This is a genomic window from Bradyrhizobium sp. Bra64 (assembly GCF_024519875.1).
Classification (GTDB): domain Bacteria; phylum Pseudomonadota; class Alphaproteobacteria; order Rhizobiales; family Xanthobacteraceae; genus Bradyrhizobium; species Bradyrhizobium japonicum_G.
The window spans coordinates 67,623-90,299 of the sequence record NZ_JALJRD010000016.1 but is presented as its reverse complement, the minus strand read 5'-3'; the positions used below and the strand labels follow the sequence as shown (position 1 = coordinate 90,299).

At 60.3% G+C, this 22,677-nt stretch carries 26 protein-coding genes; 4 read left to right on the top strand and 22 right to left on the bottom strand.

Going from position 1 to position 22,677, the window contains the following annotated elements; translation table 11 throughout:
* A partial coding sequence (locus NR187_RS30610) for a DUF5801 repeats-in-toxin domain-containing protein (protein WP_256808841.1) occupies positions 1-2,236 on the bottom strand: 2,236 nt, incomplete at its 3' end.
* Positions 2,237-2,474: 238 nt separating this feature from the next.
* On the opposite strand from NR187_RS30610, the gene NR187_RS30605 reads away from it, so the two are divergent.
* Positions 2,475-2,903: a hypothetical protein gene (locus NR187_RS30605; protein ID WP_249129558.1), complete on the top strand. Its 429-nt coding sequence runs from the start codon at positions 2,475-2,477 to the stop codon at positions 2,901-2,903.
* Positions 2,904-2,946: 43 nt separating this feature from the next.
* On the opposite strand, the gene NR187_RS30600 is transcribed toward NR187_RS30605, so the two are convergent.
* Complete coding sequence (locus NR187_RS30600) at positions 2,947-3,321, bottom strand: hypothetical protein (RefSeq protein WP_211386931.1); 375 nt, start codon at positions 3,319-3,321, stop codon at positions 2,947-2,949.
* Positions 3,322-3,432: 111 nt separating this feature from the next.
* The gene (locus tag NR187_RS30595; RefSeq protein WP_249129618.1) at positions 3,433-3,927 is read right to left on the bottom strand and encodes a hypothetical protein; all 495 of its coding nucleotides are present in this window, start codon (positions 3,925-3,927) and stop codon (positions 3,433-3,435) included.
* Positions 3,928-4,620: 693 nt separating this feature from the next.
* Between NR187_RS30595 and NR187_RS30590 the strand changes: the two genes are divergently transcribed.
* Complete coding sequence (locus NR187_RS30590; RefSeq protein WP_256808838.1) at positions 4,621-4,995, top strand: hypothetical protein; 375 nt, start codon at positions 4,621-4,623, stop codon at positions 4,993-4,995.
* 29 nt (positions 4,996-5,024) lie between these two features.
* Here the strand turns inward: NR187_RS30590 and NR187_RS30585 are convergent, their stop codons facing one another.
* Positions 5,025-5,297 carry a hypothetical protein gene (locus NR187_RS30585; RefSeq protein WP_211386930.1) on the bottom strand — a complete coding sequence of 91 codons (273 nt, stop codon included), beginning with the start codon at positions 5,295-5,297 and terminating at the stop codon, positions 5,025-5,027.
* Between the two features lie 128 nt (positions 5,298-5,425).
* Here NR187_RS30585 and NR187_RS30580 point away from each other — a divergent pair, with 128 nt between their 5' ends.
* Both NR187_RS30580 and NR187_RS30575 read left to right on the top strand, forming a co-directional pair.
* Complete coding sequence (locus NR187_RS30580; protein ID WP_256808836.1) at positions 5,426-6,577, top strand: hypothetical protein; 1,152 nt, start codon at positions 5,426-5,428, stop codon at positions 6,575-6,577.
* 374 nt (positions 6,578-6,951) lie between these two features.
* A complete protein-coding gene (locus NR187_RS30575) occupies positions 6,952-7,311 on the top strand; it encodes a hypothetical protein (RefSeq protein WP_211386929.1) in 360 nt (119 codons plus the stop codon).
* 122 nt (positions 7,312-7,433) lie between these two features.
* Here the strand turns inward: NR187_RS30575 and NR187_RS30570 are convergent, their stop codons facing one another.
* The 18 genes from NR187_RS30570 to NR187_RS30485 form a co-directional block, all read right to left on the bottom strand.
* On the bottom strand, positions 7,434-7,763 hold the full coding sequence (locus tag NR187_RS30570) for a hypothetical protein (protein WP_256808835.1): 330 nt from the start codon (positions 7,761-7,763) through the stop codon (positions 7,434-7,436).
* A gap of 263 nt (positions 7,764-8,026) precedes the next feature.
* Positions 8,027-8,269: a PilZ domain-containing protein gene (locus NR187_RS30565; RefSeq protein ID WP_256808834.1), complete on the bottom strand. Its 243-nt coding sequence runs from the start codon at positions 8,267-8,269 to the stop codon at positions 8,027-8,029.
* A gap of 7 nt (positions 8,270-8,276) precedes the next feature.
* On the bottom strand, positions 8,277-8,576 hold the full coding sequence (locus NR187_RS30560; protein ID WP_211386926.1) for a PilZ domain-containing protein: 300 nt from the start codon (positions 8,574-8,576) through the stop codon (positions 8,277-8,279).
* Between the two features lie 828 nt (positions 8,577-9,404).
* Positions 9,405-9,938 (bottom strand): hypothetical protein, encoded by a 534-nt coding sequence (locus tag NR187_RS30555; RefSeq protein ID WP_256808832.1) that lies wholly within the window; start codon positions 9,936-9,938, stop codon positions 9,405-9,407.
* A 103-nt stretch (positions 9,939-10,041) separates the two neighbouring features.
* Complete coding sequence (locus NR187_RS30550) at positions 10,042-10,578, bottom strand: tetratricopeptide repeat protein (RefSeq protein WP_211386924.1); 537 nt, start codon at positions 10,576-10,578, stop codon at positions 10,042-10,044.
* Positions 10,579-10,712: 134 nt separating this feature from the next.
* Positions 10,713-11,111 carry a hypothetical protein gene (locus NR187_RS30545; RefSeq protein WP_256808829.1) on the bottom strand — a complete coding sequence of 133 codons (399 nt, stop codon included), beginning with the start codon at positions 11,109-11,111 and terminating at the stop codon, positions 10,713-10,715.
* 12 nt (positions 11,112-11,123) lie between these two features.
* Positions 11,124-12,776, bottom strand: coding sequence for a type II and III secretion system protein family protein (locus NR187_RS30540; RefSeq protein ID WP_256808828.1), 1,653 nt, complete (start codon positions 12,774-12,776; stop codon positions 11,124-11,126).
* Positions 12,777-13,182: 406 nt separating this feature from the next.
* Positions 13,183-13,608 carry a TadE/TadG family type IV pilus assembly protein gene (locus NR187_RS30535; RefSeq protein WP_256808826.1) on the bottom strand — a complete coding sequence of 142 codons (426 nt, stop codon included), beginning with the start codon at positions 13,606-13,608 and terminating at the stop codon, positions 13,183-13,185.
* Entirely contained in the window at positions 13,608-14,942 is a 1,335-nt protein-coding gene (locus NR187_RS30530; RefSeq protein WP_256808824.1) for a pilus assembly protein TadG-related protein, read from the bottom strand. The genes NR187_RS30535 and NR187_RS30530 overlap by 1 nt, the downstream gene beginning before the upstream one ends.
* Before the next feature lie 8 nt (positions 14,943-14,950).
* Positions 14,951-15,421 (bottom strand): hypothetical protein, encoded by a 471-nt coding sequence (locus NR187_RS30525; protein WP_256808822.1) that lies wholly within the window; start codon positions 15,419-15,421, stop codon positions 14,951-14,953.
* Positions 15,422-15,435: 14 nt separating this feature from the next.
* The gene (locus NR187_RS30520) at positions 15,436-16,338 is read right to left on the bottom strand and encodes a type II secretion system F family protein (protein WP_256808821.1); all 903 of its coding nucleotides are present in this window, start codon (positions 16,336-16,338) and stop codon (positions 15,436-15,438) included.
* The gene (locus tag NR187_RS30515) at positions 16,335-17,177 is read right to left on the bottom strand and encodes a type II secretion system F family protein (protein ID WP_306235802.1); all 843 of its coding nucleotides are present in this window, start codon (positions 17,175-17,177) and stop codon (positions 16,335-16,337) included. The genes NR187_RS30520 and NR187_RS30515 overlap by 4 nt, the downstream gene beginning before the upstream one ends.
* A gap of 86 nt (positions 17,178-17,263) precedes the next feature.
* Positions 17,264-18,514 carry a CpaF family protein gene (locus NR187_RS30510; protein ID WP_256808867.1) on the bottom strand — a complete coding sequence of 417 codons (1,251 nt, stop codon included), beginning with the start codon at positions 18,512-18,514 and terminating at the stop codon, positions 17,264-17,266.
* Positions 18,515-18,699: 185 nt separating this feature from the next.
* Positions 18,700-19,896 (bottom strand): pilus assembly protein CpaE, encoded by a 1,197-nt coding sequence (locus NR187_RS30505; protein WP_256808818.1) that lies wholly within the window; start codon positions 19,894-19,896, stop codon positions 18,700-18,702.
* Complete coding sequence (cpaB, locus tag NR187_RS30500) at positions 19,896-20,852, bottom strand: Flp pilus assembly protein CpaB (protein ID WP_256808816.1); 957 nt, start codon at positions 20,850-20,852, stop codon at positions 19,896-19,898. Before cpaB ends, NR187_RS30505 begins: the two co-directional genes overlap by 1 nt.
* 1 nt (position 20,853) lies before the next feature.
* A complete protein-coding gene (locus tag NR187_RS30495) occupies positions 20,854-21,360 on the bottom strand; it encodes a prepilin peptidase (RefSeq protein WP_256808815.1) in 507 nt (168 codons plus the stop codon).
* Positions 21,361-21,443: 83 nt separating this feature from the next.
* Positions 21,444-21,611 carry a hypothetical protein gene (locus NR187_RS30490; protein ID WP_306235805.1) on the bottom strand — a complete coding sequence of 56 codons (168 nt, stop codon included), beginning with the start codon at positions 21,609-21,611 and terminating at the stop codon, positions 21,444-21,446.
* A gap of 181 nt (positions 21,612-21,792) precedes the next feature.
* Complete coding sequence (locus NR187_RS30485; protein ID WP_256808812.1) at positions 21,793-22,005, bottom strand: hypothetical protein; 213 nt, start codon at positions 22,003-22,005, stop codon at positions 21,793-21,795.
* Between the last annotated feature and the right edge of the window lie 672 nt (positions 22,006-22,677).

The following is a 22,677-nucleotide window of genomic DNA, read 5'->3' as shown; positions in this document are numbered from 1 at the left end:
CGAAGCTCGCCGTCGCGTTGGTCGCCAGCACCGTCTCGTCGACCGTCAGCGTCGGTGCCTCTTCGCTCACCGAGATGCTCGGACCATCGTCCAGGAAGGTTACCTGCTTGCCGAGGTCGATGCTTGCGTTGGCCGAGTCGCCGTCATTGTCGGTGATCGTTGCCGTCAGCGTCACCACGCCGTCGGCGAGGCTGATGCCTTCGTTTGTGTCCGGATTGGTGCCGTCGGCTTCCTGCACCGAGCGGTTATCCGTGAATGTCACATTGCCGTCGCTGTCGACCTCCAGCGTGAACACCAGCAGGTTGCTCGACGCGGTATGGCCTTCCACCGTCGTGCCGCTCATCGTCAGCACGACATCTTCACCGGTCTGCGCGTCCACCAGGCCGGTCGACTTGGAGGTATCGATCGACAGGGCGTAGCTGATCGGATGCTGCGGATCTGGCACACCGTCCGCGCCGGTCTCCGCCAGGAAAATGCTGCTGAACGACGCGCTCGCCGTGTTGTTGCCATTGTGGATCGAGCCGTCGACGCCGTTGGTCGCAGCCGTCAGGTTGCTCTCGTCGACGATCAAGTTCGGAAGCGATCGTTCTTCGCCTTCCAGGACGACCTGGATGGACGGACCGTCATCCAGGAACGTTACCCGCGGGCCGAGGTCGATGCTCGCGGTTGCCGTGTCACCGTCATTGTCGGTGATCGTTCCCGTCAGCGTCACCGCGCCGCTGGCAAGGTTGATGCCTTCGTTGCCGTCCGGATTCGTGCCGTCGGCTTCCTTCACCGCGCGGTCGTCCGTGAACGTCACCACGCCATTGCTGTCGACCGACAGCGTGAACACCAGCAGATCGCTCGCCGCGGTGTGGCCCTCCACGGTCGTGCCGTTCATCACCAGCACGACAGCTTCGCTGGTCTGCGCGTCCACCAGGCCGCTCGTCCCGGAGGGATCGATCGACAGCGCAAAGCTGATCGGGTGCTGCGGATCCGGCACACCGTCCGCGCCGGTCACCGACTGGAAAAAGCCGCCGAACGACGCGCTCGCCGTGTTGTTGCCATTGTGAATCGAGCCGTCGATGCCGTTGGTCGCAATCGTCAGGTTGCTCTCGTCGACGACCAAGTTCGGAAGCGCTCGCTCCTCACCCTCCAGGACGACCTGAATCGACGGACCATCGTCCTGCAATGTCAGATGCGGGCCAACATCAACGCTCGCGCTCGTGCTCTGATTGTTGTTGTCCGTCACCGTGGCCGTCAAGGAGATAAGGCCGGCGGGCACATGCGTGCCCTCGCTAATGTCGCCGTCCTCGCCCGTGCCTTCGTGCACCGAGCGCAGATCCGTCAGCGTCAGCTTGCCGGTGGCATCGACGGACACCGTGAAATCCTGCGGCCCATTGACCGCTGCAGCCGCATCCTTGCCTTCGCGGCCGACCACGACTCCGTTCTCCAGGAACAGAAACACGTGATTTCCGGTCTGGGAATCGATCAGTCCGGTATCCACACCCGGCGCACTGATCGACAGGCCAAAGGTCAGCGACTGCTGGCCGCCCGGCACATTGAGCGTGACGGGCAGAAGGCCCGAAACCGTCGTATTCGCCAGGTTAGGCGTGGAGCCGTCGATGACGTTGGTTCCCGCGGTCAGGAAGCTCTCGTCCACCACCAGTTCGGGCAGCGTGCCTAGCGCAATCGTCGGAGCCGGCGGAGTTGGCGTCTGCGGGATAAAGCCGGTGGGGAAATTAACCTGGAACCCCGGCAGCTCCTCCTGGGGAGCCAAATCGTTGGTGGGCACGAGCGGCAGAGGATCGACCGTAAACGGGCTGAAGTTCGCACCGCTCGCCTGCGCGTTGTTCTGCCCCAACGAGTCTCCGGCTGCGGGGAGAACGGCCGAAGCCGCGGAGGGGTCATTGATGATCGGGAAGGCGCTGGCGAATTCGGCAACGGTCAAGTCACGACCCGGCGCGACCTCGATGGTCAGATTGCCGAGTTGATCGTGCCGGGAGTCGAAGAACGGCTCGACCGTTACGGTAGAGTGATTGTCGAAAAGAATGATCAGCTTTTCGCCGATATGGACGAGCGTGATCTTCTCATTCGCAATTGCCGAAAAATCGACCTGGACTTTTTGATCATAGCCCAGGTTCAAAACCACAGCCTGATCGGCGAAGGGCTTGGTCAGTTTGAAGATGCGCGGCGGCGAGGCGTTGTTTGAATTTCCGGCGCCGGTAGCCTGGGCAACCTGAAACTGCGCATTCATGAAATCTCTCCGCCAAAAGGTCGTGAAGTGAAAAATTGAAGGCAAATTTACTTCGAAGTGTGTCTTTAAGCTATTGTTAACCCCCTCGGGGGTCAAGAAAACTATTTGGTTAATCAATACTTTCGATCAGTATGTGGTAAAGAAACCGCGCGGCCGCGATATGTCGCAAAACGGGCCAGATGCCCGCCGTTTTCGCGCATGTCGCTCCAGGCCTGGAGGGCGGCAGCTGGAGCAAAAGATGAGGAAATTACTCGTAACCGCCTTGCTGGCCGGATCTTTCGGATTGCAGGCCGCCGCTGCTCAGAACCAGCCGGTACCGGATGCCCGGACGGTCGAACGCACGGTCAAGGCATTGCCAAACAAGGACACGCAGATCGGGCTTTACATTAACGTCAGACCCGATTGCAGCTCCGGCCCCCTGCCAACCATTCGATTGGCAACCTCCCCCGTGTCGGGAAAGGTCGTCGTGAAGCCCGGCAAGGTAAAGGCAACCAACTACAAGGCCTGCCTGGCGCTGGAAGTGCCGGCTTACGTGGCCTTCTACAAGTCCCCTCCGGACTTCGTAGGCGACGATACGCTGACCATTGAGGTCAAATATCCTGGCGGGCGGATCGAGCTGCAAAAAATTACAATCAATGTCGCCGGGCCGGGCGGTCAGAAGATCTAGCGGCGCGCCGGCGTCACGCGGCCGTCGTTGACCGCGCTGATATCTAGTCCACCCGCGTCACCTCGCACTCGTTGCGCGAGTTCTGTCCCACCACGCCGATATTGACGTTTCTGAACTGGGAGCTCGCATGCGAGGGAACAGGCTGGTTGGCCCATACCAGAACTTTCGTGGCGTGCTCTCGATCGTCATCCATCCAGCAAGTCAGCTCGACGGCGTCGATTGTCTTGTCGGTGCCGTTGGACAGCACAAAACTGGCAATGCCGTAATTGTCAGCCCGCCGTGTTGTCTGGAATGAGTCGATCTTGACGAGTTCCCCGAGGCTCGAGCGCGCGGCGGGCGGCTGAGTGTCTTGCGCCACCGCTGCGCCGGTCAAGGTGCACAGGCCCGCAAAGCAGATAATTCCGGTCAACGGACTCATAACGCGCCTCATGCCCCGACGCGTCGATCTTTCCCCGTCTCCGGGCTTGGCGCAAGTGCCTGCCGCGATTGCGGCACAGAAACTCCGCGGCCGCCTTCGGGCGGCGCAGCGTCAATGGGAGAGCGTCCTCGAGGCCTGCTCCGAGCCTGCACCACAATCGCCGATCCGATGCGCCACGACCAGCTCGACCCTGGGCGCCTGCCCCTCACTGAGCTCATTCTGCTCGGTGTAGGATTCGTCACTATGAACGGTAATGACCGTGCTGACGGGACCCATGAAGTCGCAACGATTGGCAAACGTGTATTGATTGTTCTTCTTTTCGGGTCTCGCAGAGACGCAGCTTCCGACGGAGGGGGACGAGAACGTCGCTTTCATTGCGACGGTGGGATCGACGCAGGCCGTCAGCTCCCGCTCGAGCAAGCGGTGCTTTGCCTTGCGATGAGCGACCATATCGAGCGTACGAACGAAGTGCCAAAGCCCCTTGCGAAAGGTCGGCCCCTCGAATTCATCGGCCTTCGCCATGGTCGTGATCGAAGTCATCAGAAGCGCCAGGGCGGCACAACGAACGAAAGAAGTCGCAAGGATTGAACGCCAGCCTGTGGTCATTGTCTGTATACCCGCTCGCTTGCTCCCGATAGGGGTAGCCGCACAGTCCAAATCATCGCCCACAGGTTCAGGCACTGTCGTAAAGTAAACATTAACAGTGCCGGGCGCCCCGTTAACTTACGGAAACCCGATTTACCTGACCGGCTGCGATTCGAATCGCGCGTCACCACCCCCGTTCCCCACGCGACGTCTTGTCACGGCGCCCGACGGACGGTCAATCACGTGCCGCTACGGATGATCAATGAACGGACTTAAAGAGCGTCTGCGCAGCATTAATTTTGCTGCCCGCGGCATTTCGGTAACAGTAGATCCACGCTTTCCGGCAGTCGTAAAACGTGTGGCGGTATTTAAATAAAGCCGGGGCAATGCCCGAACCGGACGAGCTTGATCGACCTGACCAAGCTCGAGAGCGACGGGACGCGGAGGTCGTTTCAATCAATTCGTCGCCTGTAACCGGCCCCGGCGCCGTCACTACAGGCAACTTCGACGCGCCGACCGAGGTTTACTTCGCGCGAAAGCATCCGCGCTCTCGACTGCCGTCATCCTCCGCATCAGACTTCCGCGCGCGGGCCGTCTGCCCTTCTTGCCGTTCCGCGCGTGTTTCCAGCCTGCCATCAAAAGAGGCCGTCGCTGATTGACCTTTGATGCCAATTTTGCTCTTTTAGTCGAATATTTCTCGCTTTGGGGGCTGCGATGCAGAGCCGATTCAACGGATTTCTTTGGGGAGCGATTTTTCTGGCCCTCGCAAGCGGTGCAAGCGAAGCCGGCGCGGCCGATCTAGGTTTGATGACGTCAGGACCCGCGGCGGTCGGAAACTGCAGCGATCTGGTATTTGTCTGCGAGAATGGCAGACAATATCCCCTTTGCCCGATCGCGGTCTCGGTTGCTGGCGAGGTCGTCACGGCGTCTCTGCAGACCGGGCGGCATGGTGGTGCCCACGTGCGGATGGTTCCAATGGGCGTAGGTTATCGGTACGCCGGACGGGGCATCTGGCTCGACGGTTTCCGCGAAAATGCCCTGTTAAATTTCGGCAAGCACAGCCAAATCGCCTGCACCCTCGCCCACTAAGGCGAGGCGCGTTACGGCGAGTTGATTAGTTACCCCTTGGTGCGCAGCACAACTGCCTGCGAGCGAGGGTACATATAGGCCTTGGGCTGGATATAGACCGGGCAGTAATTATTCCATTGATATTGCTGCCAATTCCACTTCAAGCATCCAGCTTCGATCTGCGGATCGGAACGGAAATCCAGACGGTAGGGCTCGTCTCCAATGGGATAGGAACCGCTGTAAGCGGCGCTTGAAACGAACATAACCGTAAGTGAAATGGCGGTCGCGGCCAGTATTTTTGGCATATTGCCCTCGATCTTCATGCGCTAATGCGCAACAGTGCCAAAGTGGGAGTTTCCAATCAAGGCCATAATGGGCGAATAATTGAGCGCCGTCCGCTTGTTTGCTCATTTCGTCTGTCGTGGCGGCCTGCCTAATCATCGTGGTGGCCGTGCAAACCGATCTCGCCATCCTTACTGCGCTTGCCAATCGTCCGAATGGACGGATTGCGTTTGCCGAACTCGATCGGCAACTCAAAGCGCATGACGAAAACGGCGAAATCGAAGATCGAATCGAACAGCGGGTTTCCGCCGGTATCAAGCTGATAGAGGCCGGCCTCGCCGTCGTGGATGGCGACAGCTTGCAGATCACCGAGGCCGGCCGCTCGGTCACTGAGGCCCTCCCTGATCGCTCTCTACCCCGGACGAATTCGCTCGAGAGCATCGATGATCTGATCGGCGCTGAAGTACGTTCGAGGATTTTCAATCTTGAACTTCGCGAGGAAACCGAAGGCCTCGCGGGATGCCAAAGCGCGGACGCTCCTTGGACGGCCGGGGCCGACGACACATCGAGGCATTTGACCAAGCCAGGCCCCGTTGACATGGATGCGAGCACTGCGACTCCTCAACCGGTGACCCCGCCAGCCTCAGCGCCTCCACCATCGACAACGGCCCAGCGCCTCATCTCCCGTGAGGCAGATCGGGCGCGAGACAGTGGGGCCACGAAAGCCCCGAGATTTGATGCAGTTGCGCGGCAATTCCGCCGCCTGGCCGCGCTATGGCGGCGGCACCTTGAGGAGGATCTACCGAACGCGCGCAGGGTCGGCCAGGGCGCAAGCATCAATGGAATCGTTGTCGCGCTCATCAGCTTATTGGTGATCGTCATCTGCGCCGGCGCCGCGATCGCCTTGACGCAGATCAGGTCTATGCAGACGGAAATCTCCTCCCTTCAGCGAGAACTATCGCCGTTGAAGGAGAGGCTTTCCCGCTTCGATCAGGCAGAAAAAGCGAAGCAGGCAGAGGAAAAAGCGCGCGAAGAACGGAGCAAACGGACAGCTGACAATCCGCCGCAGCCAGCGCCTCTCACTCTGTCACGCGAAGAGATCCAGCTTATTCGCGACTATATCAAACCCGCACCTGGCACCGGCTCCTCCCCAGCCCCTCTGGTCGGCGATCCGATCGCCGGAGCGACCATACCCTTCCCTTCACCGGTAACAGAAAAGGTGCCGAAACTGCTCGGCGCGAGATTCGCGATCCGCAACGGCGCCATCCTCGTCGTCAGAAGGGACAGCCGTCAGATCGACGCTGTTCTTGGATCGAATTGATCGTCCGATCCGTCAGAGCGCATGCGTAAGAAAACGGCCTTCGGTCGCACCGGAATAGGTCTGCTCCCCTTACTGAAAAAGGTCGAGAGCGGCGAGCAGAGCATCGGCGCCAAAATCCCCCGACATCAGGTCAACGAGCAACCCTGTGCCAAGAGCGAGGGCAATCAACTTAACTGCAATCATGTCCGCCTCTCCTGTAAATCGTCCATGGATAGCAGCCTACCTCCAGCCTGTTTCCGCAGTGTTTCGGCGCCTCGAAAAATGGTTTTGGCATACCAGGCGCGCTGCTCTGCGCTACCGTCAGCACTGAAGAACGGGTAGGTTTATGTTCGTCTACTCCTGTTTCCGACATCTGATTTGAGAGGAGGAACACGATGCGAGGCACTTCAAACATCCTGACGGCTGCCGCGCTTCTTGGGATCGGCGCCCTCATGACATCCGGATCGGCCCTCGCTGGCGGACCTCGGAACGGCACGGGCGGTCTCCCCGACGTCGAAAACGCGTGGGGGTTTGGATACGGCCAGGGCCCTTCCTTTAACGGGCAAAATGGTCCGGTCGCGGACCACAGCTACGTCTTTAATTACGAGTATCCTGTCTTTGTTGGCCACGACGTGCGAGCGATCGCTGTCGACCTCACCGGTTCAGGCTTTCGGCACCGGCGGGTCGTGGGGCCGGGAATTGTCTATTACCGCGGCCAGCATCCCCGCCCGTACCGCATCAACCAATATTGGTGACAGATCGACGAATCTCGCGTTCTCGACCTCGCGCGACCGGACCGCCTCCCGGGCCGCGTACTCGATCGCGTTTACTGAGCGGAGCGACGAAGGCAAAGAACCGCACGTCGCCCCTCCCCCGTTTACGCGTCCCCGTCGGGTTCATACCGGGATGTTTTCGATTTAGGCACGCGCCTGCCGACGAAACCCCTGATCGCATCGAAAGCCTCGAGCAAAGGCGGCGTTAGCGAAAAGAATACGCCGAGCCCGATTGCGATAATGACATGTCGCAGCGAGACGCTCTCGTCCCGCGCGTCGGTCGGCCCGGAAGTCAACCCGGCGACGAGAGGCATGGCACCGTTCGGTTTGCCGACAACATTCGGCCTCGTTGGCTTGCGCGGGGGGATCATCACCACGACGAAGAGAACATTAATCAGCAGCCAAACGCCGAGAATGATCAAAAACGTTCTCATTGCCAAAATCCAGAAGACAAGAACTATTAAAATAATCCGCCTTCAGAGGCTAAAGCGTGCCGAGGCCTTGATCACAGTTGTCCAGCCTATTCCTTGATGCAAGCCTAAATCTTGGTCGGCCAAGATTAAACCTGCCGATAAACCCGTTAAACCTTCCGTTACGAACGCCGTCACGGCCATCGCTTTTCGGCACGGGCGCTATGCCTGCTCGGGTTCACGAAGCGACATGCCGCCCGTCGATGTCAGCGTGATCGCGCCGATCGCTAATCCAGGAATTCAACGCCGACACGATTTTCGCTGGACCAGACGAGCCGACAATCGCGAATGACGCGATCCTTCGCCATCATCAGCTTGAAACGAGGTCTGACATAGACCTTGTCTGCCAGCTCGACGGCGGCACCGTGATCGGAGAGGCTGACGACGCGGCACCGCATGCTCGACCCGTCGCCAGTGATGTATTCGACCTCGTCGACTACCGCGCGCTGCTGTCTACGACGCTCCTCCACGGATAGTTCACCCTTTGCTCAAGTTCTTGCCGCGCAGAAAGTGAACGCCAATGTTGTCACCATTGATCCAAGCCAACTCGCAGCGGCGGAAGGCGGCTCCGGTCGTCGAAAGGAGCAAGAAAAACTCCTTCAGCGCAAGCCCTTCGATCGAGCCCTCGATCTTGAGCTTGGCTCCGGCTTCAGCCACGTCGGTCATCTGACATTGACGGCTCCACGTCCCGTCGATAGCCACCATGTGCACGTCGATGCCTCGCGAGAACTCGATACGTGCCGTTCCACGTTTTTCGGGTGGCAATGAATCAGACATACCAGGTCGAAACCTGCGTTTGAAAGAAGGCGCCGCTCGCCGGCTGCTTGCCGCCGCACGAGAAGCGCTTGGGAAGTTGAATAGCCCTCGTCTCGGCGGAAGCAACGCGGCGTTAAAATTGCGCGTCTCCTCGATAGTGAGAGAGAAGAATTCAGAAAAGGCTAATGAGCGTGTCGGATTTCGGCAAATCCGCGCCCGGCCTGCCCATGAAGCCAAGAACAGGCACAGATCTGAGCGTACACAACATTTCACCCTTTACGGCGCGGGTCAGACGTAAATTTACGCATTAATCCGTAACAAAGGCGGCATAAACTCATCTAATCCGGGATTTTGCATCGACCCTCCTGGGGCTGGCGCAGCGCCGCTCGCGATCATTTTGAGGCGAGCGGCGTTGTTGTTCGGTAGTCCTGCGGATTTCCGGCCGGGTTCCATAGTGCTACGGTTCCATCGCGAGCGACGGCATCCCTGCCAGCCCCGGGAAGAACGGCGCCGCAAAACGACCTTGGCCCGCCTCCACTGCTCTTTTTTGCCGGAGGCGGGCTTTCTTTCCCGACAAACTGAAAGGGGCCGCTCGAAGAGCGGCCCCTTGCCGGTTGAAATTTGGGTCCGTGATGAAATGCCAGCCCCGGCATCGACACCCTAGCGGTACTGAGGTGGCAAGTGGATTCCGTTTAATTACGGTGAACCATACTGCCGCATTTTAGCCTGCCCTCCCGCGCCAACCGCGGACAGATGCCGCGGAAAGCGGTGACTTCCGCGGGGCCGCGGATGCCGGATCCGCATCGTGAGCCACAACGGCCGGTCACGCCAAAAGGACTTGCAGGCGAATTAATCGAGCCCGTGAGCGATGCTGGAGCCTCCGCGCAACCACCGGACCAGAGCTCCGATTTCCTGATGGACGGCGCGGAAATAGAACAGATGGGTGATTGCGAAGGACAGCATGCAAGTGCCGAGAATGGTCGCCATCACGAACACGCCGCCCGACGGGACCGCGATCGTTCCCAGCGATGCCTGTCTGAGGGTTGGCGTACCAACCTGCCAGGATGCAACCAGAAACACGGCGTAGGCGGCGCTGAGATGCGTTGCGATCGTGAAGAGCGGCCGGGACTTGGTCGCAAGCCCAAGGCAGGCGAGCAAGAAGATGGGAAGCGCAAGTCCGAACAGCTGGAATCCGTCAACGTGAACGAAATAGCTCAAATAGGCATCGCTGCGCTGGAAGATGCCGAACAGCTTGAGATTGACGTACCAGAGAATTTCAGAACTCGGCGCGTATTCAAGCGCGCGCGCAGCCAACTCGGCGCTCAGCGTCGCGGCAAAAAGTGCCAACGGCCCGAGAATCTGCAATTTAAAAAGCCGGTTCATGTGACAAGCCATACGTTAAAAACGTTGAGCTTGCCTTAACGGTTCCCCTTGGGCCGCTGCTGCCGCCGTAGACCGGATAGTGGCTAAAATCGCGGCTGATCGCTCAGGGCTGGTTGTTCGGCGGTCTTTCGATGAACCTGCGGCTGCCGTTCAGCAATTCGAGGTTGTTGGCGATGACCGGGTTGCCCGGGTCCATCGAATAGGCCTTCATGAACTTCTTGCGCGCGGCGCTGAGATTGCCGCGCAGCATCAGCGAATAGCCCTGGTCGTTGAGGATCTGGACCGTCTCGCCGCCGAGCCTGATGGCCTCGGCATAAGCCTGGTCGGCAAGATCGAAGCGGCGCAGCCGGTCATAGCTCGCGGCGAGCCCGGTCCAGGCCGTCAGGTCCTTGGGCGCCTTCTCGACGCCGTCCTTGAAATAGCGCTGGGCGAGGCCGTAATTGCCGCGGTTGAAATGCTCCAGCCCCAGCCGCACGGGCTCGTCGGACGGATAGTATTTGACGTCGGTCGGCTCCTGCACGGGGTCGACGCCCGGCGGATCCCCGGGAGCGACGATTGCGGCCTCCCTCACGGTGTAGTCGCACGCCGCAAGGCCTGTCCCCAACAAGCAACAGGTCAGCATTAGAATGACACGGCGCATCAATCCTCGTCCCCCGCCGGCTTCCGGCAGATTCATCGAAACATCAAAATCCGGGCGCGGCCCCCGGCGCCCAGCAAAATTCCCGCAAAACAACCCCATGCACAGTAGGACCGACCTTGAAAACATTGGTCTTTTTATCTGCTCGCAGCCCCGCCAACCGGCACCGAAATGCCTCCCGACGCACCGGCGCCCAAGCCCTGCACGTCGATTGTCTGGGTCGGTACAGGCCGTAATCCCATTTGTTTCGTCGCATCGCTGATGTCGGGAAGCGTATCCACCGGCTGTTTCATACTGCCATAGCGCGTGACGGCGGCGCCGGTACGGCGCGCATCGGTGGCGATCCTGGTATCCCCGACATAGCGCGGCCATGGCGTGATGGTGTGGGTGACCGCATTCACCTGCTTGGCATTGCCGGCGCTCATGGTGATGGTGTCGGAACGCTGGACGTAGCGGTCCATCTCGTCATGACCGGCGAGGCCGTAACATCCCCCGAGCAGCAAGGGCGCGAGAAGGGCCAGATACCTCACGGTCATCTTTCGCGTCCTCTAGTTGAGAGTCTTGATGGCCGGCTGGCCTGCAGCGGCGGCCGGCGGCGGCGGAATCGGTGCGGTGAGCTGCGGCGCGATGATGTGGCCGTAGGGACCCTTCACCTCGCCGCCGGAATTGACGTAATCGTCGTAACGCTTGCGGACTTCCATCTGGCCGTTGAGGAAGAAATCGACGTCGTTGGCCGGCAGGCGGGCGTCGAGCGGCGACGCCAGTTGCTGGCCGGGGGCCGCCGGCGCGACCAGGCGGGGCGTCACGATGATGACCAGGTCGGTTTCCTGCTGCTGGTACGACTTGCTGCTGAACAAGGTTCCAAGCACGGGCACCGAGCCGATCCAGGGCAATTGCGAAACGTCCTCCCGGTTGCGGGTCTGGAGCAGGCCGGCGATGGCAAAGCTCTGGCCGTCGCGCAATTCGACCGTGGTGCGCGCGTCGCGGCGCGTCAGCGCAGGAACGGTCGTTCCCTGAATCGTGACCGCATTGGCGAAATCAAGCTCGCTGACCGACGGCTCGACCCGAAGGTTGATCACGCCGCGCGAGAGAACGGTGGGAACGAAGGCCAACTCGACACCGAACTTCTTGTAGTCGATGGTGACAGTGGGAAAACCGTTGGTCGACTGGGTGGGAATCGGGACCGGAAACTCACCGCCGGCCAGGAATCGGGCAGAATCCCCTGAAAGCGTGGTCAAGTTCGGCTCCGCCAGCCGCCGCGCTAATCCTTTGGTTTCCAATGCATTGATCAGCAAGTCCACTGAGCCGCCGCCGGCTGTTCGAACGATGCTCGTCAATAAGCTTCCGAACGGGACGGGAGCTACACCGCCTCCGGTCCCCAAGAGTGTGCCCACCGTTCCGAGAAGCGGAAGACTTCCCGTCGGAGCAGAACCGACAGCGCCCCCGCCAGTGCCGAGGGGACCGTTGGCGGTATTAATACCACCAATCGGTGTTCGGCCCGCCGTCGCCGTACCAAGTCCCGTATTCCCGACATTGGTCCCGTTGGCATTCGCGGCATAGAGTTTCACCCCGAGCTCACGGCCCGCTTCTCGGCTGACCTCAAGAAAGCGCACCTCCAGCATGACCTGCTGCGGCGCCGCGACGCTCATTGCATTGACGACCGTGCCCCCCTTGGGAAGCGTGCCGGTGGCAATCGCCACGGCGCGTTCGGCGGTGACGGCGTCACTCGCCGTTCCGCTCAGCACCACCTGGCCCTCGGACGACGAGACCCGGATGCCCTGGGCGCCGGTGCTGGCCCGAATATTCTGCTGGAGGTTGCCGGTATCGATCGCGACCTCGACATCGAGGATCCCGATCTGCTTCATCGCACCGTCGAGCAGGATGACGTTGGTGGTGCCGGTCTGCTTGCCCTGGATGTAGATCAGGTGATCGCTGAGCGACTTGACGTCGATGATGTCGGGCGAGCCCGCGACAATGGTGGCAAAGGCCGTGTCGACCCTGAAGGTCCGCGACTTGTTGAGGATCACCTTGACCCGCTGGACGTCGCTCATCTCGCTGACGAAGACGCCGCCGGACGAGACCCGCCGATCCGCGGCCCCGGCGCGATCAGCCGGATTGAACAACGCAATCCCACACAGAGCCGTCAGCCCCAGGGCGGAAAGCCTCGCTCCGGCCCTGCCCGACACGCGACCGCAAACCATTGCAATACCCCTTTGCCGCATTCTGCGGCGATCCCCACAACGTACGTGCCCGGCGCCCTGCTACTCTCCTTCGCCTGCCTCAACGTACAGTTTACTCGCAGCAACACTACAAATCGTTACCAGTATTTCCCGCCGGTCTCGTGGAGCTGTGCACAAGCCAGCCTGGCTCCGTGCAGGCAGACCACGACTCCCGCGGGCCGCGAAATGCGACACCGGGATCATCATCAGTCAGGGGTCTCGTTGGCAAGGAGAGACAGTTGCCGCGCTGCCGCAAAAGGAGAGAAAACTCCCCGATGTTGCCAGGGAGCACCACTTTTTCCCGCCTGCTTCCAGACAAGCGGACTCGATCGATTTTCGGAAAATCCAAAAGCGGCGAGAGCTACTCTATTACCGGGGCGCTCACGAGCTAAAATGGAACCGTGGCGGACGCGCTGGGCGCGTTCAATGACGTGCCCCATATCGGCATCAGCATTTTGAAACCCGGTTCGGATGCCGTGACTGTAAGAGCACCGCCTCCCGTAGTGGCGTTCAATGTCGGCGTGAGACCGCCGGAATACAGGAACGGGGCAACGTTCTTCTTGGCCGTATCCGATGGCAGGGGATCGCCGCTGCATGTGGGAGTTGTTTTTTTAATCACGGCATCCGTGTAGCAGGTACTGCCCGAGTCGCCGACCGTGGTGGCCCGAGCACCGGCGTTCGCGAGCGCCCGCAATGACTGCATGGTGATTGCATAACGTCCGAGATCGAAGATGGTGAATACCAACGTGATAAACGCGACGGCGACCAGGCAAAACTCAAACGCCGCAACTCCGCGCTGGTCGAGCTTTCTCATCATTGCACCAAACGAACGATCTGGCTTTGAATCTTCCCGCTTGCAGGGCATCCTGAATTGTCAAAGTTGGAGTTGCCAGACAGGGTGATGCCTTTCGCGATGACTTCGACGCAGGTGTAACTTTGGGTGCTACCCTGGTATACAACGTCGGCATTCGGCGCATACGTGATGCCATTGAAGTAGCTCGAGGAATTCCCTGATATCGTCACCGATTTGTTATTGGTAGTTATTTCCGGATCATAGATGAGCAATTTACTCATCAGGTTGAGAACCGACGTCGACGCCAATGCGGCCGGCACTTGCGTAGAAGATACGGTGGCCAGCGCCGTAATCTGGATCTGTGGATTACCGGTGATGGTCAGGGACGCTCCGGGCAGCAGTATCAAAGTGGCTGTTCCCGTTATGGTACTGCTCTGGATCGTGAGCTTGCCACTAAAGAAATAGACGCCGTTCAGCGGATAGTTGCCATTGCCGGTGGGACCGCCGTTGTTCTTGAAAGTAAAAGCGTCGTTGACACACTTCGTGGTGGGCCCATAGGCCGTCGGCGCGGGGTTGCCGGCACTGGGGCACTTACTGGTGAAGCTGGCGAGGGTCAGCGTTGACATCGCCGCATTCAATCCGCTCAGCGGATCAGGAACGGGTGGCGCGAAGGTAATTGCCTTGCTGCATTGTCCGCCGCCGTTGTCATGGCAATCTCCCTGCCCGGAGATTGTTCCCGCTTTGCTGACGTCGAGACCGTTACCGGTAAAGTTGAGGGAATTGGATTGCCTATTGTTCGATGACAGGCCGCACTTTTGTGCCTGTACGGTTGTGCTTCCCTGAAATGCAAGTGGATCCGAGAGAGACAGGACGCAGGGGTTCGCCAGGATCTTGACCTGGGCGGTGGCTGTTGCGCCTATCGTCACAGAAGACAATCCGAGCAGTTTTGCCAGGTATGCGGGCTGTGTCTGGAAGACGGTGGCCTTGACCGCATCCGTTCCCTGAGGAGTGATCGTGACGCTCTGGGTGGTGCCGCTCGCAAGAGTGATACACCGTCTACCGGGATATGCGGTACCGTCGCCGGTGTTGCAGAAGGCGTTCTGCGACGCAAACTGCTTGCCGCGATAGTCCATCGATTGCGGATCGGGAACAATACAGGCAGTCGGAGAAAGGGAGCAAGCCAACCACAAGCCACCCGAATAGGCTGCCGCGTCGGCGGCATTCTGCGCGTGTTGCTTGGTGACGTACCACGATCCCGCCTCGGCTCCGAGTGCGACGGCTCCGATCAGCGGCACCAAGGCGATAACGGTCGCGAATGCGACCGAACCACGACGGCAACGAAGCAGGTCACGCATGAGACATCCTATTGAAACCGCTCTGAGTACGACAGCGTGAAGGTGCAAGAAGGGCTGCACAGCACCGCCTTCAACAGCAGCGGCGCCAGGGTAACGGTCGTCTGGTACGAATAATATTTGGGGAACTCGGTGGTGTTGGTTGACGAGCAGAGAGCGCCGCCATCACCGCAAACGAGCTTAAAATTTAAAATGGGATGCTTGGAATCGGCCTTGGCGAGCGCGCTTGCGGTCCAGCTTGAACTATTCGCGAAATCTGTTGGCGGTGAGTACTGAATGGATTGCCCGAAGCTGCGCAATGCCCCCCACGCCGATATGAACTGGAAGCCGGCGATGGCAACGTCGGCGAGCGGCAGCAGCAGGCTGAAGATGAGAAAAATCGTGATGACCGGCATCTCGAGCGCAACGGCGCCGCGCTGATCCGCCAGGAAGCAATCTTTCCGGCGTCTAAGCCTGGCGCGACAGTCGCGAACCGTGGTCATGTCGTTATCCGTCCCTAAATCTGCTTGAACGCACGAATAAGATGCAGAAACGGGCTTCCACCCAGAATGACGAACATGGCCGGAAGCAGGAACAGCACCATCGGGACCGTCAGCTTGGCGCCCAGCTTGTGCGCCCTTTCTTCCAGCTTGGTAATGCGTTCGCGCCGCAGGTCGGCGGCGATCGTGCGCAGCGCCTGGCTCAGCGGCGTGCCGTATTGCAGGCTCTGGCTGACCATGGTGCCGAAGCGGCGAAGTCCCTCCGACGTGGCCCCCAACTTCTCGAATGCCTCGGCGCGGTTCGGCAGTATCCGGAGATCGTCGAGAAGACCGTACAGGAGCTGGGCCATGGCCGGATTGGTCTCGTTCATTTCTTCCGCCACTCGCAGCAGGGCGCTCTCCAGGCCCATGCCCGCTTCGCTGCACACGACAAGCAGATCGATCGTATCCGGCGTACCCAGCCGAATGGCGGCATCGAAGCGCCGCCTCAGGACCGACAGAGCCAATCGCGGCCCCATGATTCCCATGACCAGGCCACTAAGGGTGAGGATCAGCACATCGGTCGGCGCCCCCCCGGAAAGTTGCGCAACAAAGAAAGCAACGACCGGCAACAGGAACATGCTGACAACTTTGACTCCGATCCAGATCGGCAAGGTCCGGTGATGATTGAACCCTGCCGATTGCACGACCGTTCGCAGTTGTTCAAGGTTTTCCTCCGCGTAGAAACGCTTGTACCGCGTGCCGATCGATGAAAACCAGCCGATCATGTCCCTGGAGCGTGTCGACCGATCAGGGATGCCCAGCACCGCATTCGACACTCGCGCATCCAATGCGCGAATGTGCATTTCGCGGATGATCAATATGAAGGTAGCGGTCGCAGCTGCGATGGCGAGGGCGACCAGTCCGAGACCCGCGGTCATAGTGCCGTTTCCCTTCGGATCATCCAGCGGATCACGAAGTGCCCGAGCAGCACTGAGACCACAGCGTAAGCCAGGAGCATGTTTCCCGTCGGATCAGTGAACAAAAGATCGATCGACTGCGGATTAATCCAGTACAGCAACCCGCCTACGATGAGAGGGGCAGCCGACAGTGCGCGTGAGGAAAAGATCACCTCTCCTGCAAGAGCCTTGGCGCGAGCCGCCAGCGCGACGCGCTGACTCACAGTCTCTGCAAGTGTCTGCAAGGTCTCGGCCAGACTGCCGCCCGATTTCAGCTGGACGGCAAGCGTCACCGCAAACATCGCATATTCAGGCACTTGCGTCCGCAGATAGACAGCTTCCACGGCTTCCTCCGGAGGCCTTCCCATGCTGATCTCGCTGCAAACGATCGCAAACTGTCCGGCCGTCGGCTGCGGCATCTCGCGCGCGATGGTGCGAAATGCCTCGTTCACGGGAAGGCCGGATCGAACGGTGCTGGTCACAAGCTGGACCGTATCGGGGAGCTGTCGAAAAAGCTGATCGGCGAAGCGACGTCGCTGCCATCCAAACAAACCTCGTACCACGAGGATGGCCACGATTGCGGCTGCGATAGACACATAGAGGTTGGAAAACCCAAACAGGCGATTGGCATAAAAGATTGCTGCTGGTGCGATGACGGCGGCCAGCAGCACATAGGCCGGGTGCCAGGCATAAGGTATCCCGGCCCTGTAATTGACCAGCCGGTAGAGAAACAGCGAGCGGGATCTGGACTCGGCACGCCGTATCGAAGGCAGGGTGACCGCCGATGAGGTGCGCAGAGCGGTCGTCATCTGACGATCCATGCGCCTTTCTCGCGCGTCCAGCCACAACGACACGGCCGTTGCGCACAATAGCAGGGCCAGAACGGCGACGATGACGGACTGCGGTATCATATCTGCCTCATGGCCTCGGCCCAGGCTTTCTCGAGCCCGAAATAGACGAGACGACTCTTGAACTTCGGGACCGCATGGGCAGACTTGTAGCTGCCAATTATCCGCCCGTGAACATCCTCCTCCTTGTACTCGAAGGCTGCGATGTCGTTGGTGGTGATCACGTCCCCTTCCAGGCCGATCACCTCGCTGACCTGGATAATGCGACGCTGTCCATCCCGCATGCGCTCGACCTGAACGATGAGATCCAGCGCGGCGACGATCTGGGACCGGATCGCCCGCGACGGCAGATTGACCTGCCCCATCTGCACCATGTTCTCGATGCGGGTCAGGGCGTCGCGGGTGCTGTTGGCATGCACCGTGGAGATCGAACCGTCATGGCCTGTGTTCATCGCCTGCAGCATGTCGAAAGCTTCGGCGCCGCGCACCTCGCCGACCACGATCCGGTCGGGACGCATGCGCAGGGCATTCCACAACAGGTCACGCTGCGTCACCTGCCCGGTGCCTTCGAGGCTGGGGGGCCGGGTCTCCAGGCTGATCACGTGTGGCTGCTGCAGCTGCAGCTCCGCCGCATCCTCGATGGTGACGATGCGTTCGCTGTGACCGATGAACTGGCTCATGGCGTTCAGCAGCGTCGTCTTGCCGGAACCGGTGCCGCCGGAGACCAGGACATTGAGCCGGGACCGGGCGGCGATCTCCAGCAATTGTCCGATGGCAGGGGTCATCGAGCCGTTCTCGATCATCCCGGCCAGATCCAGGCGACGACTTGGAAATTTTCGGATGGAGATACAGGGGCTGTGGATCGCGAGCGGCGGGAAAATGATGTTGACCCGGCTGCCGTCCGGCAGGCGGCAATCCACCATCGGACTGGATTCGTCAATGCGACGGCCGACCTGTGCGGCGATCTTCTGCGCCACCGATGCGATGTGATCGTTGTCGCGGAACCGCACCGCGACCCGCTCGAGCTTGCCGCTTCGCTCCACATAGACGTTGGCCGGGCCGTTGATCATGATGTCGTTGATCGACTGGTCCAGCAGAAGCGGACGGAGCGGGCCATAGCCCGTCATGTCGTCCGCGATCTCGTCCGCCAGCAGAACCTGCTCGCGACCCGACAGTTCGAGCCGTTCCTCGTTGGCGATCCCGTGGATGATCTCTTCGATCTGCCGCCGGAGAATATCGCGCGAAACCGTTGCGGCAGCCGATGGATCGATCTGCTCGATGACACGCTCGCGCAGCGAAGCCGGCATCACGGGATGGGGGGCCGAGGGTACATCGCGCCTTGGCGCTGGGCCCGGCACCGGTGTAGGCAGGCTCGGAGGCGATGAAGGCGCGCTTGCTGTCGGTAGAGGCGAGCTCGGTATCAATGAAGGCGAATCCGGGGTCAATCCTGGCGAGCGAGCCGGCATGTCGTCTTCGCGCCTGCCAAATTTCTTGTTCATAGCCCGAGCAGCCTCCTCAACCGTCCCTTCCGCTCGGCGCCGACGCCGGTGATCTCCCGGACGATCGGGGCGAGGTGACGTCGCAATCCCTTGACGTGCCTGAGAGCCGGAATGCCGAGATTGACCGCCTGGGTCATGCCCTTCCCGAGATCGGGAATCACCATGTCCGGTTCCGAGCCGAGGGCCTTGACAATGGTTGCCCTGGGAAGGCCGCCGGCACGATTGGCACGGTTGAGCAGCGTGAAGACCCGATCCTTGCCGGCTATGTTGGTGACGGCGGAGCGCAGTGCATGAGCATTGCGAAGTCCGGTGACCTCGGCTTCCAGTAGCACCAGCACGTGACGCGACAGATTGATCACCGGATACATCGAGGGTGGAAACGGGACAGGCATATCGACCACGACGTAATTGAAGCGCTGGCGCAGCAGACCCAGCACGTGCCGCACCCCCTCTTCCGTGATGTCGAGCTGCGCATCCAGCTCCTCGTCGGCGGAAATCAGGAAAACCCGTTCATTGACCTCGATCGCCGCGCGCTCCAGGAACAATGTGTCGGCGCGCATCGGGTTTTCGAGGGCAATGCGCAGCCCCGGCCCGGGCCGCACACCGAGCATGACCGCGGTTTCGCCGCCCTGCAGATGAAGGTCGAGCAGCGCAACCTTGGCCTTGGTGGTCTCCGCCACCTGCAGCGCGAGATTGATGGCAACGCTCGTCGCGCCGGCGCCGCCCTGCGCGCCACAAATCGAGACCACGTGACCGCCTCGCTCGGTGTGGGCATGCGCGGTGTCGCCAAGCAGCTTCGGCCGCAACTGGTCGAGCACCATGTCCCGCGTCAACGGTGTCGGCAGGTACTCGGTCAGGCCGAGCTCCATCAGCTGGCGATAGAAGGTGATCTCCCTGTTGTCGCCGATCAGCGCCACCCTGACATCGGGCGGGCAGACCCCGGCCAGTCTCTCCAGTTCGGCAAAGGGATCGTCGATGCCGCTGATATCCGTTACCAGCGCGAACAGGTCGGTGTCGGTTTCGAGCATCCGTATCGCATTGCGGATCGTGCCGTGCCTGATCAGCACATTGCTGCCTTCGAGACCCTTGGCAAGCGCCGCAGCACTGTGCTCGTCATTGACGAAACAGACGATGCGATTGCGCGAGACGACGGATGTCGTTTCTTCGGGCGGAGTGACTACGGCGACGTTCATCAATGTTTCTCCGGCAGCTTGTAACCCATCGCCGTCGTCGTCTGGCGCGCGGATTCCGACGAGGGACCATCGCAGCTCACGGCGGCATCGCTGTCGTCCGCGTCCTGCCTCCTGACCGTATATTGCTTGACCTCGCCGCCCGAATGAACGACGACCGCCGTTCGCTGGCTGGCAACCGCATTCTGGCGAGCCAGTTCGGGCGACACATCGCAGCTCGACATGACGCCGGCGTCGCCCTTGTCCCACTCGTCAACTGCTGCCCGTACGGCGAGGAAGAGCGTTCCGAGCTGCTTTGCGACCGTGACCTTCTTGACCTGCTCCTGCGCCAGCTCCAGCGAGACGGTCTGCGCCATCTTGCCGAGCGCGGTGCCGACGGATCGCCCGCCCTGCACGATCTCCTGGTCGATGGCGATGACGCGAACGTTGCGCAGGATGGTTTCACTCAGGGCGCGCCGGGCGGGATCCGCCTTCTCGAACACCTGGGTCAGGACGACATCGACATGATCGCCGGGCCTGATCAGGCCCGAGACGCCGGATTCCTCGTCAACCTTGATGCTGATGGCGCGGCTGTCCGGCGCCAGCACGCTGGCGAGAAAACCCCGATCCCGCGGGCGCAGGATGTCCTGCAACGTGACCGGGCTGCCGGCTTCGACGAACCTGCGAACCAGCGAACCGGGAAGCCCGATCTTGGTATCGGGCGTTTCGAGGATGGCACCTGCCGGAACACGCTCCGGCGGGGCCGAGCGAATGGTGAAATCTTCGTCGCGGGCCAGCGTACCCCTTGGCAGCGGACGCGCCGCAACAAAGTACCCGACGGTCGCAGGCGCCGCCGGGCCCTTCTCAACGATCTCGACCGGGAGCTGCCTCGGCAGGTTCATGTTGTAGGCGATGAGCCCGAGCGCCGTCGTTGCCAGCAACAACACCAGAATGATCGAGAGGCGCAAACCAGACGACATGTCAAAATCCTCGACTGAAAATGGTCCAGATACCACCGCACGCTATGGCGACGCCGTAAGGCAGCGGGGCCTGTCGCAAGTGACGCCAACGCTCGACCGCGTAGACGCGGCGCACCAGCGACGATCCGGCGGGCGCCAACCGGGGATAAGGCAGGTTGCGCATCATCAGATGCACCATGGCAAGACCACCGCCGGCCAGAGCGGTGACGGTCATCAACTGGACGAGGCCCGTCAGCGGAAGACCGACCGCCAGGGCAACCAGCAACTTGACGTCGCCGCCGCCCATCCATCGCCGCGTGTAGGCGACCAGCAGCAGCAAAAACAGGATCGCTGCCGACAGCAGCGACTGGGCAATCTGCATCGGGCTGGCCAATTGAACGACGATCCCGAGCAGCGCCAGCGCCAGGCAAATCTCATTTCTGATCAATCGTGTCGCCACATCGAGTGTTGCGACATAAAGCAACAACAGGATTTCCAGAATCGAGGCTATGGAAACAATCCAACTCATAAAACGCGGCCTCAAACCCACTAAATGCAATAGTCAGAAAAGGGTAGTCGCATATGCCGATGTCCCCCACCCAGACGCCGGTATTAACCTCCTACGGCAGTATTGACAGCGGTGCCGATCGTGATCATCGCATTCGTCAGCGCGTTTTTGATGGGACCACTGGCACCGGCCTTGAATACGGCACCAACTATGGTGACGATACAGACCGAGAGGATCACATATTCAAAAGATGCAACGCCGTCCTTGTCCACGTGCAGACGCTTCAACGCGTTGATGGCCCAAGATCGATACCGCAACAAAGGAATATCCCTTCTTCTCGAAGGTAAATTTTGAAATCGAAAACCTGCGACCAGTCCAACGCGCGAAATGAATGCTGCAAGAATATTGTGGGGGGCACACTTCGATGGCCCCCCACTGGGGCAGACGGCCGAGTTAGCCGACGGCGGTCGTCACCTTGGTGGTGATGGCGTCGATCGCACTCTTCAGCGCAGCACCGATGCCCGTACCGGTGGTGGTGCCGAACGCAGCAGCCACTGCGGCGACGACACAAGCGGCGACGATCACGTATTCGAACGACACCACGCCACGCGCGTCCGCGCGCAGCTGCTTCAGGGCTTCCGAGGTCTTGATGTAATACTTCAACATGGGAGAAATCCTTTTACTGAGATAAAACTTGGAAAACCGCCGGCAAAGACAGACCCCCTGCCAACAAAAAAATTGTAGTATGTCTCTAAATGGTTGTCACCCGCTAATCGTTTTTTAACCTTACTTTGGCAGGCCACAACGCCCGGATGAGTCGGAATAGTTAAGGTTCCGCGACCTCAGCCTGACAAGCAGGCAAAAGCTGCCTGCAAACCAGCCGAACGGGCTCAGCAATTCATCAAGCGCGCAGCGGGGAACGGCGGGGATTAAATTCAGGCCCCGTGGGAATACAGGCAATTAAATTCTGATAATCCAGAATTTATGCCAGCGGGGCTATGGAAGCGCGCGGCAGCTGTTCGGCTTGTTGCCGGTGCCGCGCGCCTTAAATCGCATTTAATGGGTCAGCTCGAACTTCCGCATCTCGGTCATTCGCGCCAGACAGTAGTCGCGGTACAGGTCGTTGAAAATTGCCCACATGTCGCATCCCCATCATCTGGAACAGCCGTCATGCTGGCCCGCCGAGGTTTCGGCCTCACGTCGGCAGATTCGGAAAATGGTTTCAGGACGGCTTCGCCGGCGCATTTAAGTCAGCATTACTGTCATTTACGGCCGGCTCGAGTTATTTATGGCGGACCCGAGAGATCGGCGAGATCGTCACCCCTCGTAAAGTTCGGG